Origin of the sequence: Solirubrobacter phytolaccae, assembly GCF_027587195.1 — a bacterium.
GTDB lineage: Bacteria > Actinomycetota > Thermoleophilia > Solirubrobacterales > Solirubrobacteraceae > Solirubrobacter > Solirubrobacter phytolaccae.
The window spans coordinates 1-14,474 of sequence record NZ_JAPDDP010000071.1; the positions used below are offsets into that span (position 1 = coordinate 1).

The following is a 14,474-nucleotide window of genomic DNA, read 5'->3' on the forward strand; positions in this document are numbered from 1 at the left end:
CCGGCTGAGCGGGCGTCGCGGCAGCGCCAGGCTGAGCCGGCGTCCCCGGCTTCGCGGGCGCCCCGGCGCCGCCAGGCTGCGCGGGCGCACCCGGCAACTTGATCGGCGGCGCGTACACCCCCGACGGGACCGGCGGCTTCGGCACCGGCGGTCGCGCCGGCGCCGCTTCGCCGCCCGCCTGCGACTGCTCGGGCTCGATCTGCATCCACACGCGCTCGGCGGTGACCTCCTTGACGCGGAGCCGCAGGGTCGCCCCCGCGGGGATCTCCGGCGGCAGCTGGGCGGTGATCGGCATGCCGGCGATGACGATCACCGCGTGGGTCTGCCCACGCGAGGCGACGCGAGCCATCATCGACGCGCCCTCCCGGATCGGCACCTCCGGGAGCTGAGCGCGCAGCAGGGCGGCGGTGACAGCGATCGGATCCATGACTCAAGGATGCCGGTCCGGGCGCCGATGGGAGTCCCGTATGGATCGCGGCCTCTATCTCGCAGCCTCAGGCATGCTCGCCGAGCAGATCCGCCAGGACCAGATCGCGAACGACCTCGCGAACGCGTCGACCGCCGGCTACAAGGCCGAGCGCACCACGCAGCAGTCCTTCGGCGAGATGCTCCTCACCAACTCCGTCACCGGCCAGCGCGTGGGCAACGTCACCACCGCCGTGGCCGTCACGAACACCGTCACCGACTGGACGCCGGGGATCATGAAGGACACGGGCGAGCCGCTCGACTTCGCGATCAACGGCGACGGCTTCTTCGCCGTCCAGACCAACGACGGCACGCGCTACACGCGCAACGGCCAGTTCGCCTCCGACGGCGAAGGTCGGCTGACCACGCTCCAGGGCGATCTCGTCCTCGGCCGCAACAACCAGCCGATCACGCTCGGCGCCGACGGCAAGGTCGATCCGCGCCTGCTCAGCGTCGTGAACCTCAACAACCCGGAGAAGGTCGGCAACTCCTATGTGACCGGCACCCCCGGGAACGTCCCCGGCCAGGTCGCGGGCTCCGTCCGCTCGGGTTCGCTCGAAGCCTCGAGCGCCGATCCGACCCAGTCGATGGTGGACATGATGGCGTCACTGCGCGCCTACGAGTCCGGCCAAAAAGTGATCCAGACCATTGACGAGACGCTCGGCAAGGCCGCCGGCGCCGTCGGTTCCCTGACCTAGTTCAAGTCGTCCGCCCGAAAGCCGATCTAGATATCAATGCTCGAAGGACTCCGAACCGCCGCGGCGGGCATGAAGGCGCAGCAGTTCAAGCTCGACGCCGTCTCGAACGACCTCGCCAACGCCAACACCACTGGCTACAAGCGTCTGCGCGTCGGGTTCTCGGACCTGCTGTACGAGCAGGGCGGGCGCCCCACGATCTCCAACGAGGCGCAGCTCGGCACGGGCTCTCGCGCCGTCCAGGGCGGTCGCACCTTCGAGCAGGGCAACCTGACCCGAACCGACAAGCCCACGGACGTCGCGCTCCAGGGCCCCGGCTTCATGAAGGTCAAGCTCGCCGACGGCCGTGACGCGCTGACGCGCGACGGCAACTTCCACATCGACTCCAGCCGCCGCCTCGTCACGAGCTTCGGCGGGATGCTCAACCCGAGCATCACGGTCCCGGAAGGCACGACAGAGTCCGACATCTCGATCGCCCGCGACGGCACCGTGGCTGCCAAGGGCCAGGCCCTCGGCCGCATCCAGCTCGTCAACGTGCGCTCGCCGCAGAACCTCGAGTCGGTCGGCGACAACGCCTTCACCACCAACGCGCGCTCCGGCAACGCCGTCGCCGCGCCCGCCACGACGACGCTCGAGCAGGGCACGCTGGAAGCCTCCAACACGGACATGGCGCAGGCCATGACCGACATGATCGAGGCGCAGCGCACCTACCAGCTGACGTCGAAGGCGATCCAGACCGCCGACCAGATGATGGAGATCGCGAACGGGGTCAAGCGATGAGCGCGATCAACTCGATCTCCACGACTTCGCTGCCGGCGGACATCCGCGCCGCAGGCACGGACGCGGTCAAGGACTACAAGTCGGCCGTCGGCTTCGAGCAGATGCTCGCCGGACAGCTCGTCAAGAGCATGGTGAGCGAGAGCTCGCTCGGTGAAGGTCCGTACGCGTCGACGATGCAGGACACGCTGACCAGCGCATTGACCGGTGGTCAAGGTCTGGGCCTCGCCCGTCAGATCTACAAGGAGATGCAGTCGTGAGCACGGTTCTCGAGGCCGAGCTGCTGGTCCACCTGGATCAGCAGATCAACTCGGCGCGCCAGCTGCTCAAGCTCGTGCTCGCCCAGGGCGGTGCCATTCGCGAGCGCGACACCGAGGCCGTCCTTGCGCGGCTCGCCGACATCCAGTCCGAGATGGTCCGTCGCAACGGACTCGAGCAGGAGCGCACCAAGCTGCTCCAGCGTGCCGGCATCGCGCTCGGCATGCCCGCCACGAACGTGACGCTCGAGCGCCTGTGCAGCCTGATCACCCCGCCCGCCGCCACCGCGGCGATGCAGCGCTCCGCCGAACTTCGTGGCCTGCTCGCCGAGATCGCTCGCGAGCACGGCATCAACCGCGCCCTGATGCGCCAGGAGCTCACGTTCCTGTCACACCTGACCCGCCTGATCGGCCAAGAGGCCGAGCCGGGCTACAGCGCGCCCAACGGCGCACGCCCCAACGCCGCACCAGCACCTTCTGCCTACCGCGCTCTGGACCTCCAGGCCTGACCCCACCTGAATCCTGATGCCCATCTCATCTTTCTACGGCATGCAGACATCGCTGAAGGGCCTACTGGCTCATCAGCGCATGCTCGACACGACCGGCCACAACATCGCGAACGCGTCGACCCAGGGCTACTCGCGCCAGGAGGTCACCCTCCAGGCGTCGCGCGCCATGCAGCTGACGGTCGCGACCCCGACCGGCGGTGTCGGCGCCCAGCTCGGCTCCGGCGTGGACGTGACCGGCTTCCGTCGCATCCGCGACCAGTTCCTGGACTCGCAGTACCGCGCGCAGAACACGAACCTGAACGAGTGGACCGCGAAGGCCGACGCCCTCGACACGGCTGAGCTCTCGCTCTCCGAGCCGGGCACGGACGGCATCAACGCGCAGCTCGCGACGTTCTGGAACGCCTGGTCGGACCTGGCCGGCGCCGCCAACGACTCGTCGGCGAAGCAGTCGCTGATCCAGAAGTCCAACGGCCTCGCCGACTCGATCCAGTCCGTGCGCGGGCAGATGCTCGCCGCGCAGCAGGGCGCCCAGGGCCAGTACGACGCCATCGCCGGCGCCGGTGGCGAGGTCGAGAAGATCGCGGCCGAGCTCGCGGGCCTGAACAACGTGATCGCGCGCTCCATGACGATCGGCGAGACGCCGAACGACCTCCTGGACCGTCGCGACGTGCTGATCGACCAGCTCTCGGGCTACGGCCAGGTCTCGGTCGAGAACCTCGACAACGGCTCCATGAACGTCTCGTTCGTCGACCGCGGCACGGGCACCTCGTACCCGGTCGTGACCGACCGCACGGCGTCCTGGTCCGGCCCGCCCGTCGGCGGCTGGGACCCGGGTGGAGAGATGGGTGGCCTGCTGGCCGTCGGCAAGTCGCCGGGCGGCACGATCGACGGCTACCTGAACCAGCTCGACACGATCACCTCCTCGCTCGTGAGCACGGTCAACGCCGCGTACGGCGGCGAGTTCTTCAGCGTCGGCACGCCCGCGGGCGCCACGATCAAGGTCGCGGACGCGCTGCAGGCCAACCCGACGTCGGTCACCTCCGGCAGCGGCGCGGCCGGCTCCAACGACATCGCCCTCAAGATCTCCCAGCTGCGCGGCAACGCGTCGATCGACGGCGCCTACAAGTCCTTCGTCGCCAAGGTCGGTGGCGACCTCAACGAGTCCCAGCGCATGCAGGGCAACGCGTTGATCCTCGCCGACTCGGTCGAGAACCGCCGCCAGAGCGTCGCCGGCGTCTCCATGGATGAGGAGATGTCGAACCTCGTCCGCTTCCAGCGCGCCTACCAGGCGTCGGCGCGCGCCATGTCCACGATGGACGAGATGCTCGACGTCCTGATCAATCGCACCGGAAAGGTTGGCCTCTGATGCGCGTCACGACTTCGATGGTTCAGCGCAACGTCCTTGCTGATCTCAACACGCTGTCGGAGAAGCTCTCCAAAACCCAGAGCAAGGCGTCCTCCGGCAAGGAGATCACGCGCCCTTCGGACGATCCGTTCAACGCGGCCCGCGCCATGGGCCTGCGCCAGACGCAGGACGCGAACAAGCAGTACACGCGCAACATCAACGACGCGCAGGGCTGGCAGGACGCGACCGAGTCCGCCCTGGCCTCGATGACCGACCTGGTCGGGCGCGCCAACACGCTCGTCCTGCAGGGCGCGACCGACACGGCCGACGCCGAGTCGCGGCTCGCGATCGCCGCGGAGCTCGACCAGATCATCCAGGGCATCAAGGAATCGGCGAACGCCACCTACGGCGACACCTACCTGATGGGTGGCACCGCCACCGACATCCCGCCGTACAAGCTCGGCGCCGACGACACCTTCCAGGGCAACGAGGCCGGCCTCGACCCCTCGATCCCGGGCATCGTGCGCGAGATCGGCCCCGGCGTGACGATGACGATCAACCTCGTCGGCCGCGAGGTGCTGGGCGACGGCGGTGCCGACGGCAAGCTCCTGAGCACGCTGCGCCAGATCTCGACGAACCTGAAGGCCAACGACGGCCCCGCGCTGCTGGCCGACACCGGCGCGCTGAAGGCGCAGCAGGACACGCTGCTCAACGTCCGCGCCCGCAACGGCTCGATGACGAACCGGCTCACCGCCGCCGCCACGCGCCTGGACCAGATCCAGGGCGCCGTGACCGAGCAGCTCTCCAACACGGAGGACGCCGACATCGTCAAGACGATCATCGACTTCAACTCGCAGTCGGCCGCCTACCAGGCCTCCCTGCGCGCCGGCGCGAACATCGTGCAGACGTCGCTAATGGATTTCCTGCGCTAGGCCGATAGGTCCCTAGAAGCGATCCGCTCCATCCCTCCCTCCTCCGTTCCATTCCCTCCCTCCAGGACCCCTCTTCGCCCATGAGCATCACCATCGACTCTTCGCGCTTCGGCACGCTCGAGATCGCGTCCTCGGACGTCATCGAGTTCCCGACGGGCCTGATCGGCCTCGGCGGCAAGTCCTACGCGCTCGTCGCCCCTTCCGAGGACGGCGCCTTCGCCTGGCTGCACTCGCTCGACGATGCGGAGCTCGCGCTCCCCGTCGCGAACCCCTGGCACTTCTTCAGCGACTATGAAGTCGACCTCTCGGACGAGGCGGCCAAGCCGATCTCCGCCGATCCCGCCGACGTCGCCGTCTGGGTGACCGTCCGCGCCGGGGCCGAGCTCGCCGACTTCTACGCCAACCTGCGTGCCCCGATCCTCGTCGCCGAGGGCAAGGGCCACCAGATCATCAACGAGGCCGCTGACGCTCCCGTCCGCGCCCCGCTGTTCCCCGCCGCTGTCGCGGCGGCTGCCTAAGACCGCAAGTCAAACCCGCCGCAGCTGAATCCAAGGAGGAACCATGCTGCTCATCACCCGCCGTGTCGGCGAGAAGATCATGGTCGGCGACGATGTCGTCGTGCACGTGATGGAGATCGTCGGAAACACCGTTCGCGTGGGCATCCAGGCCCCGCGCAGCACCCCGGTCTACCGCGAGGAGATCTGGCACGCCGTTCGTGAGGAGAACCGCGCCGCGGCCCACGCCGCGCCCGTCGAGTTCCCAACTCCGTCCAAGGCATAGCTCGAAGAGCGATACGGGTACGGTCTTGGCATGAAGCTTGCCAAGACCGCCCGCAACCTCGCGGTTGCTGACATCGCTCTCGCCTTCGCTCGCGATCGCGTTGCGGCGATGGTCCCGGGCGTCGAGCCGCGCAAGAAGCGGCGTCCGGGCGCCAAGACCCTCCTGCTCGGCGGTGGCGTGGCCGCCGCCGTCGCAGCCCTGTTCTTCAAGCGCGACAGCGTCAAGGGCCTCCTGCCCGGCGGATCGAGCGACACCGCTCCCGCCCCGGAGCCCGACGCGTACACCCCGCCGCCGGTGTCCAACTACGACGCCTCCGGTCCCGTCGCCAACACCGCGACCTCCGTGCCGGTCCCGCCGGCCTTCGAAGAGCCGGCGATCGACGAGGCCGCCGAGGAAGCCGCCGCCGCGGCCGAGGCCGCCAACATCGGCGGCAGCGTGTCCGACTACGCCGGCCCGGAAGGCGAAATCGCCGACGAGGCGTTCGCGCCGCTGGCCGAGGCCGGCGAGGGCGAGTCCGAAGGTGAGGAGCAGGCCGAGGACGAGCTGCGGATCGCCGCCGAGTCCGACGAGGGCACGTCTGACGCGCAGCACCAGATCGAGGACGCGATCGAGGCGGCCGACAACCCGACCGAGCAGATCGAGCCGGTCAAGCCGGGCGACGACTCGGAGTGGAACACGTGGTCCGGGCGGTCCGTCAACCCGTAAGGGGGACGTGAAGCTCGGATTCGCGGTCAAAGTCCTGGGTGAAGGCGGGCTGCCGAGCCACGACGCGCGGCGCTGGCAGTCCGGTCCTCACCTGCGCCACTCGCTGGAGCACCTCACCGCGATCCTGGAGTACCTCGGGCGCCACGACATCCGGATGTACCGGATCACCTCGGACCTGGCGCCCTACGCGACGCATCCCGACCTGCCCCAGTTCCACCGGCAGGTCGAGGAGTGCGCGGACGAGCTGGCGCGGGTCGGCGCCCTCGCCCGCGAGCTCGACATCCGCCTCTCCAGCCACCCGGGGCAGTACATCGTCCTGAACTCGGAGAACGACCGGGTCGTCGAGGGGGCCGCCCGCGACCTCGAGGTGCAGGCCGCGCTGCTCGACGCGATGGGCTGCGGGCCCGAGGCGGTCGTCGTGCTCCACGTCGGCGGTGGCCAGGGCGACGCGCTCGGGCGCTTCGAGGCCGGCTTCGAGCGCCTCTCGGACCGCGCGCAGGCGCGGCTGGTGATCGAGAACGACGACCGCACGTTCGGCCTGCGAGACGTGCTCGGCCTGCACGAGCGCACCGGCCTGCGCGTGGTCTGGGACATCCTGCACCACCACTGCCACGACCCGGACGGCATCCCGGACCGCGAGGCGCTGGAGCTCGCGCTCGCGACCTGGCCGGACGACGTCACGCCCAAGATCCACTACTCCACGCCCAAGACGGCGATGGAGGAGCGCAAGAAGAAGGTCGGCCGCAAGACCGTGACCGAGTGGGTGCTGCCGCAGCTGCGCGCCCACGCGGACCTGATCGACCCGATCGCGTTCGGCCAGTTCCTGCGCGAGATCGCCACGGGCCTGGACTTCGACGTGATGCTCGAGGCCAAGGGCAAGGACCTGGCGCTTTTACGCCTTCGTGAGCAAATCGAGCGGGAGATGGCGAAGCCGCAGCGAACTTAACGCGAGCCCGTGCCCGGATCGGCCACAATACGACGCATTCCATGAGCACGCTCGTGGGCATGCAGCTCAGTGGCCGGTACCGGCTCGACGCCCAGATCGGCGCGGGAGGGATGTCGACGGTCTATCGGGCGTTCGACCAGAACCTGGAGCGTCGGGTCGCGATCAAGCTCCTGCACCGGGAGATGTCCAGCGACTCCGACCAGCTGGAGCGCTTCCGGCGCGAGGCGCGCGCGGTCGCGCAGCTCTCGCATCCGCACGTCGTCGGCGTGATCGACACGGGCGAGGACGAGAACCGCCCGTACATCGTCTTCGAGTACGTCGAGGGCGAGACGCTCAAGGACCGCATCCGCCGGCTCGGGCGGCTGCCCGTCGACGAGTCGCTGGCGTACGCGATCGAGATCGCCCGCGCCCTCGGCTCCGCGCACGCGCACGACATCGTGCACCGCGACGTCAAGCCCCAGAACGTCCTGCTGGACCCCGAGGGCTCGGCCAAGGTCACGGACTTCGGCATCGCCCGCTCCCTGCGCGACGACGGGCTCACCGCGGACGGCCGCGTGCTCGGGACGACGGACTACGTCTCGCCCGAGCAGGCGCTCGGCCACGACGTCGACGGCCAGTCCGACATCTACTCGCTCGGCGTCGTGCTGTTCGAGATGCTCACCGGCGACGTCCCGTTCGGGGGCGAGAACCAGATCGCGGTGGCGATGAAGCACGTCCGCGAGGACCTCCCGGACATCCAGGCGCTGCGGCCGGAGGTCTCCGCGACCACCGCCGCCGTCCTGGACCGGATGACGGACAAGGACCTCGCGCACCGCTACCCCGACGTGCCGGCGCTGATCGCCGACCTCGAGGACGCGCTCGCGATCGAGGCCGCACGCTCCGGCACGTCCACGGGCGAGGCGACCGCGGTCATCCGCACGCTCCCGGCGCGCACGCAGCGGCGGCTGCCGTTCCGCATGCGCCACTCGATCCCGCTCCTGGGCGTGCTGGCGCTGATCGGCGTCGGCGTGGCGATCGTCGCGATCCTGGCCGGGATCGGCGACGTGCCCGAGCGCGTCGAGCGCGGGACGGGTCCGGGCCGCGTCGAGTCCACGCCGCAGGGCACGAAGACCGTCTCGGTTCCGCGTGGCTCGGCCCAGGACTACGACCCGCTGGGCGACGAGGAGGAGCACTCCGAGGAGGCCAACCGCGTCGTCGACCGCGACGATGGCACGACCTGGACGACCGAGACCTACGAGGCCGGCATCGAAGGCGCCGGCAAGGCGGGTGTCGGCATCTACATCGACGCCCGGCCCGAGGTCGAAGCCGTCGCGATCCAGGTCAAGACGCCCAAGCCGGGCTTCAAGGCGACGATCTACGCCGCGCCCGCCGGCACCGCGCCCAAGTCCGTGCCGGACGGCTGGACCAAGGTCGGCGGCGGCACGGTCAAGGACAAGGACCAGCGCTTCAAGCTCGACACGGGCGGCAAGAAGTACCGCTACTACCTGGTCTGGATCACGGATCTCGGCGACAGCGACAGCGCCGAGATCTCCGAGATCCGCCTGTTCCAGGAAGTTGCGGCGTAAATAAAGACCCAGGGCCTTTAGAAAGCGACCGAGCGCTCGGCTTCAAAGCGCTCGATGGCCAGCGCGATCAGGCGATCGCAGAGCTGCGGGAACGGCACGCCGGTCCGCTCCCAGAGCTTCGGGTAGACGCTCGTCTTGGTGAAGCCCGGCAGCGTGTTGAGCTCGTTGACCAGCACGCGGTGGCCGTCCTCGACGAAGAAGTCCACGCGGGCGAGGCCGGAGCAGCCGACGCGCACGAACGTGTCGATCGCCAGCCGGCGCACGTCCTCGAGCACCGCTTCGTCCAGGCGCGCGGGGACGACGAGCTCCATGCCGCCGTCCGTGTACTTGGCCTCGTAGTCGTACCAGTCGGCGCCGCCGGTGAGGACGATCTCGCCGGGCACCGACGCCTCGGGCTCGGTGCCGAAGCCGAGCACGGCGCACTCGACCTCCAGGCCGGGCGAGAAGCCCTCGACGATCACGTGGCTGTCGTGGCCGAACGCGGTGTCGAGCGCCGGGCCGAGCTCGGTCTCCGAGGACACCTTGGCGATGCCGACCGAGGAGCCGAGCCGTGCCGGCTTGACGAACACGGGCGTGCCCAGCGCGGCCAGCTCACGCAGGACGGCCTCGGGCTCGGCGCGCCAGCGCGCGAGGTGGACGCCCGCGTACGGCACCTGCGGCACGTCGGCCGCGGCGAGCACCTCTTTGAAGACGACCTTGTCCATGCACAGCGAGGACGCGAGGACCCCCGCGCCGACGTAGGGCACGTCCAGGAGCTCCAGGAGGCCCTGCAGCGTGCCGTCCTCGCCGAACGGGCCGTGGAGGACCGGGAAGACGACGTCGGCGTCGAGCAGGCCGCCCCCGGGTGTGAGGGCCAGCGTGTCAGCGCCATGACGCCATTCGCCACTGCGCTCGATCAGCACGTCGACCACTTCATGGCCCGCGGCGGCGATGCCCTCGCGGACGGCCGCGGCGGAGTTCAGGGAGACGTCGTGTTCAGAAGAACGACCGCCGGCGAGGACGACGATCCTCATGGCGTGGGGGTGGCGGTCGGGGTGGCGTTGGGGTCAGGCACGACGGCAATGGTGACCGTGCCACCGGTCGAACGCCGCGTTCCGGCCGCCGGCGACTGCCCGATCACGCGGCCGACAAGCGACGGATCGCCTTGGCGCTCGACCGTCTTGACCTTGTAGCCCGCGTCCTCGAGCGCCTGCGTCGCCTCCTCGACCGTCGGGTTGTCGGTCGTCACGTCCGGGATCTGCGGGCGCTCCTTGGCGACGACGATCGCCACGGCCGAGCCCGGCTCGACGGTCGCGCCGCTCGCCGGGTTCTGCTCGAGCACCGTGCCGGGCGGCTCCGAGCTCTCGCGCTCGGTCACCTGCGCGGTCAGCCCGGCGCTCTGGAGCGCCTGCTCGGCACCGTCGCGCGTGTTGCCGACGACGCCGGGCACGGTGACGCCCGCCTTGCCACGGCTGACGGTCAGCGTGATCGTGCGGCCCTTGGACACCGCGCGCCCCTGCTCGGGCGAGGCGCTGATGACGTCGCCTTCGGGGACGGTGTCCGAGTACTCGCGCTCCACCTTGCTCTTGAAGCCCGCGTCCGCGAGCGCCTGCTCCGCATCGTCCTGGGAGGAGCCGACCACGGCGGGCACGGTCACCTGCTCGCGGCCGGCGGAGACGCGGATCTCGACGGAGCCGCCCTCGCGCACCTCCGAGCCGGCGTCGGGGTTCTGCGAGATGACCTCGTCGCGCGGGACCTCGTCGCTGACGACGTTCTCGATGTCCGGCTCCAGCCCGCGGCGCTGCAGGATCGCGATCGCGTCGTCGGCGTTGCGGCCGACGAGGTTGGGCACCGTCACCTTCTCGCCGCCGGCGAGGGCGAAGTACGCCGCGACGGCGATCCCGACGGCCACGAGCGCGACCAGCGCCCAGATCCACCAGCGCGACCGGCGCACTTCCTCCTCGGCCCACGGCTCGACGGGCGGAGGCTCGACGACGATCGGCCGGGTCGGCGCGTGGCGCGCCTGCTCGAGCGCCGCGATGAACTCCTCCGCGCTCTGGAAGCGCAGGTTCGGGTCCTTCTCCAGCGCGCGCAGCACGACCGCCTCGAGCGCCGGCGGGATCCCGGGACGCAGCTGGCCGGGCGGGACGGGCCGCTCGTTGACGTGCTTGAGCGCGATCGAGACCGGCGCCTCGCCGTCGAAGGGCACCTGGCCGGTGAGCAGCTCGTAGAGCACGATCCCGGCCGAGTACAGGTCCGAGCGGCGGTCGACGGGATGGCCGTTGGCCTGCTCGGGCGAGAGGTACTGGACCGTGCCGACGATCGACCCGGTCTGCGTCATCTCCGAGTGGCCGGCGCGGGCGATCCCGAAGTCGGCGACCTTCGCCTCGCCCTCGGGGTCCAGGATCACGTTCTGCGGCTTGATGTCGCGATGGACGATCCCACGCCGGTGCGCGTAGGCGAGCGCCCGCAGGATCTGCTCGACCAGCCCGACCGCGATGTGCGGCGGCAGCGGGCCGCGCTCGGTCACGAGCTCCTTGAGCGTCTGCCCGTCCACCAGCTCCATCGCGATGTAGGGCGTGCCCTCCCACTCCGAGCGGTCGAAGACGCCGACGATGTTCGGGTGCGTAAGCCCGGCGGCGGCCTGCGCCTCGCGGCGGAAGCGCTCGCGGAACTCGGGGTCGGAGGCGTAGCGCCCGCCGAGCAGCTTGAGCGCGACGCGGCGACCGAGCACCTCGTCCTCCGCACACCAGACCTCGGCCATGCCGCCGGCGCCCAGGCGTTTCATCGCCCGGTAGCGGCCGTCGATGATGGTGTCGCGGGAGACGATCATCGCTATTGCCCCAGCGCCTGCAGGACTTGCTTGGCGATCGGTGCCGCGACGGTACCGCCCTGGCCCTGCTCGCGCTCGATGATCACGGCCACGGCGACGTCCTCGGTGAAGCCGATGAACCAGAGGTCGTTGATGCGCTGGGCGATGTTGATCTCCGCGGTGCCGGTCTTGCCGGCGACCTCGACGCCCTGCAGCGCGGCCGCGGTGCCCGAGCCCTCGCGCACGACGGACTTCATCATCGTCCCGACCTTCGCGGCCGTGTCCTCGGACATCACCCGCGTGGCCTCCTTGGGCATCGGCTCGTCCACGGTCCGCCCGTCCGGGTCCACGACCTTCGCCACGAGCCGCGGCTCCATCCGCACGCCGCCGTTCGCGATCGTCTGCGCGACGGTCGCCATCTGCAGCGGCGTGACGAGCAGCAGGCCCTGGCCGATCGCGGTCCGGCCCACGTCCACCCGGCCCGACGACATCGGGATGAGCTCGTTCTTGACGGTGTCCCGCGGCCCGCTGGACTGCATCTGCTCCTCCGGGTAGTCCAGCGGCGGCTTGGAGCCGAACCCGAACCGGTCCATGTACTCCTGCATCCGGTTGCGGCCGAGCTTCACGCCGACCTCCGCCCACACCGTGTTGACGGAGTTCGTGAGCGCCTCGGTGAGGGTGATGTCGCCATAGTCGCGCTGTCCGAAGTTGTTCAGCGGCGTACCCGAGATCACCTTCCCGTTCTTGCCGTTCACGCGCGAGTCGGGTTCGTAGCGGCCGCTGTCGATCGCGGCGGTCGCGGTCACCGTCTTCATCGTCGAGCCGGGCGGATACAGGCCCTGGGTCGCGCGATTGAGGACGCTCTTGGCGTCCTCGGGGTGGTCCGGGTCGAACGACGGCGTGCCCGCCATGACCTTGACCGAGCCGTCCTTGATGCCGAGCGCGACGACCGCGCCCTGGTGGCCCTGGAGCAGGTCGTAGGCGAGCTCCTGGGCGCGCGGGACGAGCGTCGTCTGCAGGTCGTCGCCGATCTGCGTGTCCTTGGTCAGGGAGTCGATCAGGCTCGTCAGCTCCTGCTTGCGGCCGACGAGCGCGTCGTTGTAGTACTTCTCGATCCCGGCCCGCCCGAACCGCACGTTGTCGTACCCGACGGGCAGCGCGAACAGGCTCCCGGTCGGGTAGCGGCGGCCGTAGCGGTCGCCCGACAGCCGCGTGCTGCCGGCCAGCACCTCGCGGTTCGCGGCCCGGATCACGCCGCGCTTGATCCGCTGCTCCTCGATCCGCACGCGCGCGTTCTTCGGGTTCTCGCGCAGGCGCTCGGAGCCGAACACCGCCCAGCGCGACGTGAACCCGATCAGCACCGCGAACAGGACGAGGAAGACGACGTAGAGGCGCAGGATCGGGGCGTTCATGCCGGCGTCCTCGCGCGGTTGGAGATCAGCAGCAGCAGCGCCAGCAGGATGAAGTTGGCGACGATCGACGAGCCGCCGTAGCTCACGAACGGCAGCGTGACGCCGGTCAGCGGGATCACGCGGGTGACGCCGCCGACGATCACGAACACCTGCAGCGCCATCACGGCGGTCAGGCCCGTGGCCAGCAGCTTGGAGAAGCTGTCCGCCGCGAGCGTCGCGATCTTGAAGCCGCGCTCGGCGATCAGCATGTACGTGGCGATCACACCGAGGCCGCCGACGAGCCCGAGGTCGTTGACGATCACCGCGTAGATCATGTCCGTCTCCGGCGCCGGGATCAGCGGCCCGCCGTCCGGCACGCGCAGCACCGCGGCGCCCAGCCCACGGCCGAAGAGCCCGCCGTCGGCCATCGCGAACATGCCGTTGGCGATCTGGTAGGAGCCGCCTTCCGCGTCATAGAGCCCGGGCGCGAACGGGTTCAGCCAGACGTCGATGCGGTCCTGCACGTGCCCGACGGTGGAGGCGAAGAAGTAGGCGCCGGCCGCGAACATGCCGAGCCCGATGACGACGAAGCTCAGCCGGTTCGTGGCCACGTAGATCAGCGCCAGGAACGCGCCGAAGTACATCAGCGACGAGCCGAGGTCGCGGATGAACACGAGCATGAACATCGCCGCGCCCCAGACCACGAGCAGCGGGCCGAGGTGCTTGAACGGCGGGATCGTGACGCCGAGGAAGCGGCGCGAGCCCTGCACGAGCACCTGGCGCGTGTCGCGGAGGTAGGCGGCGAGGAAGATGACGATGGCGATCTTGCCCAGCTCTGCGGGCTGGAACGAGACCGGCCCGATCCCGACGCCGAGGTAGGCGCCGTTGACCTGCTGGCCGATGCCGGGCACGCGCGGGAGCAGCAGCAGCGCGAGGCCGGCGAGCGCGATCGTGTAGCGGTAGCGCTCCAGCACGCGGAAGTCGCGCAGCAGGAAGATCGTCGCCACGAAGGCGATCAGGCCGATCACGAACCACTGCGCCTGGTCGCGCGCGAGCACGTCGTCGATCCGGTAGATGACGACGAGCCCGAAGCACGCCAGGACCGCCACCAGCGGGAACAGGTACGGATCCGCGTACGGCAGCGTGAAGCGGATCACGAGGTGCGCGACGAAGCACAGGCCGAGGAAGATCCCGCCGTAGGTCAGCGAGACGTTCGAGAGCAGCTCGTTGCGTTGGATGAAGATCGCGGCGAACCCCAGCGTCACCAAGAGGGACGCCGGGATGAGCGCCAGCAACTCGCGGTTGCGGGCGCTCAT

The 14,474-nt window shown here is 70.0% G+C and carries 15 protein-coding genes and 1 pseudogene; 11 read left to right on the forward strand and 5 right to left on the reverse strand.

Annotated elements, in window-relative coordinates; all coding sequences use genetic code 11:
• Positions 1-427 (reverse strand): annotated as a pseudogene (locus tag OJ997_RS28145) (hypothetical protein); the annotation flags it as partial.
• 40 nt (positions 428-467) lie between these two features.
• Here OJ997_RS28145 and OJ997_RS28150 point away from each other — a divergent pair.
• The 11 genes from OJ997_RS28150 (at position 468) to OJ997_RS28200 (ending at position 8,976) form a co-directional block, all read left to right on the forward strand.
• On the forward strand, positions 468-1,163 hold the full coding sequence (locus OJ997_RS28150) for a flagellar hook-basal body protein (protein ID WP_270028645.1): 696 nt from the start codon (positions 468-470) through the stop codon (positions 1,161-1,163).
• Between the two features lie 36 nt (positions 1,164-1,199).
• Positions 1,200-1,940 carry a flagellar hook-basal body protein gene (locus tag OJ997_RS28155; RefSeq protein ID WP_270028646.1) on the forward strand — a complete coding sequence of 247 codons (741 nt, stop codon included), beginning with the start codon at positions 1,200-1,202 and terminating at the stop codon, positions 1,938-1,940.
• Positions 1,937-2,197 (forward strand): hypothetical protein, encoded by a 261-nt coding sequence (locus OJ997_RS28160; protein ID WP_270028647.1) that lies wholly within the window; start codon positions 1,937-1,939, stop codon positions 2,195-2,197. Before OJ997_RS28155 ends, OJ997_RS28160 begins: the two co-directional genes overlap by 4 nt.
• Entirely contained in the window at positions 2,194-2,703 is a 510-nt protein-coding gene (gene flgN / locus OJ997_RS28165) for a flagellar export chaperone FlgN (RefSeq protein WP_270028648.1), read from the forward strand. Before OJ997_RS28160 ends, flgN begins: the two co-directional genes overlap by 4 nt.
• 40 nt (positions 2,704-2,743) lie before the next feature.
• The gene (gene flgK, locus OJ997_RS28170) at positions 2,744-4,069 is read left to right on the forward strand and encodes a flagellar hook-associated protein FlgK (protein WP_270028650.1); all 1,326 of its coding nucleotides are present in this window, start codon (positions 2,744-2,746) and stop codon (positions 4,067-4,069) included.
• Positions 4,069-4,980 carry a flagellar hook-associated protein FlgL gene (gene flgL / locus OJ997_RS28175; RefSeq protein WP_270028651.1) on the forward strand — a complete coding sequence of 304 codons (912 nt, stop codon included), beginning with the start codon at positions 4,069-4,071 and terminating at the stop codon, positions 4,978-4,980. Before flgK ends, flgL begins: the two co-directional genes overlap by 1 nt.
• 80 nt (positions 4,981-5,060) lie before the next feature.
• Positions 5,061-5,498, forward strand: coding sequence for a flagellar assembly protein FliW (gene fliW, locus OJ997_RS28180; RefSeq protein ID WP_270028653.1), 438 nt, complete (start codon positions 5,061-5,063; stop codon positions 5,496-5,498).
• 43 nt (positions 5,499-5,541) lie between these two features.
• Positions 5,542-5,760 (forward strand): carbon storage regulator CsrA, encoded by a 219-nt coding sequence (csrA, locus tag OJ997_RS28185; RefSeq protein ID WP_270028654.1) that lies wholly within the window; start codon positions 5,542-5,544, stop codon positions 5,758-5,760.
• Positions 5,761-5,790: 30 nt separating this feature from the next.
• Positions 5,791-6,465, forward strand: a complete 675-nt coding sequence (locus tag OJ997_RS28190) for a hypothetical protein (RefSeq protein ID WP_270028655.1) — start codon at positions 5,791-5,793, stop codon at positions 6,463-6,465.
• A 7-nt stretch (positions 6,466-6,472) separates the two neighbouring features.
• Positions 6,473-7,411 carry a UV DNA damage repair endonuclease UvsE gene (uvsE, locus tag OJ997_RS28195; RefSeq protein ID WP_270028656.1) on the forward strand — a complete coding sequence of 313 codons (939 nt, stop codon included), beginning with the start codon at positions 6,473-6,475 and terminating at the stop codon, positions 7,409-7,411.
• Between the two features lie 41 nt (positions 7,412-7,452).
• Entirely contained in the window at positions 7,453-8,976 is a 1,524-nt protein-coding gene (locus OJ997_RS28200) for a protein kinase domain-containing protein (RefSeq protein WP_270028657.1), read from the forward strand.
• A 17-nt stretch (positions 8,977-8,993) separates the two neighbouring features.
• On the opposite strand, the gene OJ997_RS28205 is transcribed toward OJ997_RS28200, so the two are convergent.
• From OJ997_RS28205 to OJ997_RS28220, 4 genes are read right to left on the reverse strand one after another with little or no spacing between them, the layout of a single operon-like run.
• On the reverse strand, positions 8,994-9,989 hold the full coding sequence (locus OJ997_RS28205; RefSeq protein WP_270028659.1) for a D-alanine--D-alanine ligase family protein: 996 nt from the start codon (positions 9,987-9,989) through the stop codon (positions 8,994-8,996).
• Positions 9,986-11,788, reverse strand: coding sequence for a Stk1 family PASTA domain-containing Ser/Thr kinase (locus tag OJ997_RS28210; protein WP_270028661.1), 1,803 nt, complete (start codon positions 11,786-11,788; stop codon positions 9,986-9,988). The genes OJ997_RS28205 and OJ997_RS28210 overlap by 4 nt, the downstream gene beginning before the upstream one ends.
• 2 nt (positions 11,789-11,790) lie before the next feature.
• The gene (locus tag OJ997_RS28215; RefSeq protein ID WP_270028663.1) at positions 11,791-13,179 is read right to left on the reverse strand and encodes a peptidoglycan D,D-transpeptidase FtsI family protein; all 1,389 of its coding nucleotides are present in this window, start codon (positions 13,177-13,179) and stop codon (positions 11,791-11,793) included.
• Positions 13,176-14,474, reverse strand: a complete 1,299-nt coding sequence (locus OJ997_RS28220; protein ID WP_270028664.1) for an FtsW/RodA/SpoVE family cell cycle protein — start codon at positions 14,472-14,474, stop codon at positions 13,176-13,178. The genes OJ997_RS28215 and OJ997_RS28220 overlap by 4 nt, the downstream gene beginning before the upstream one ends.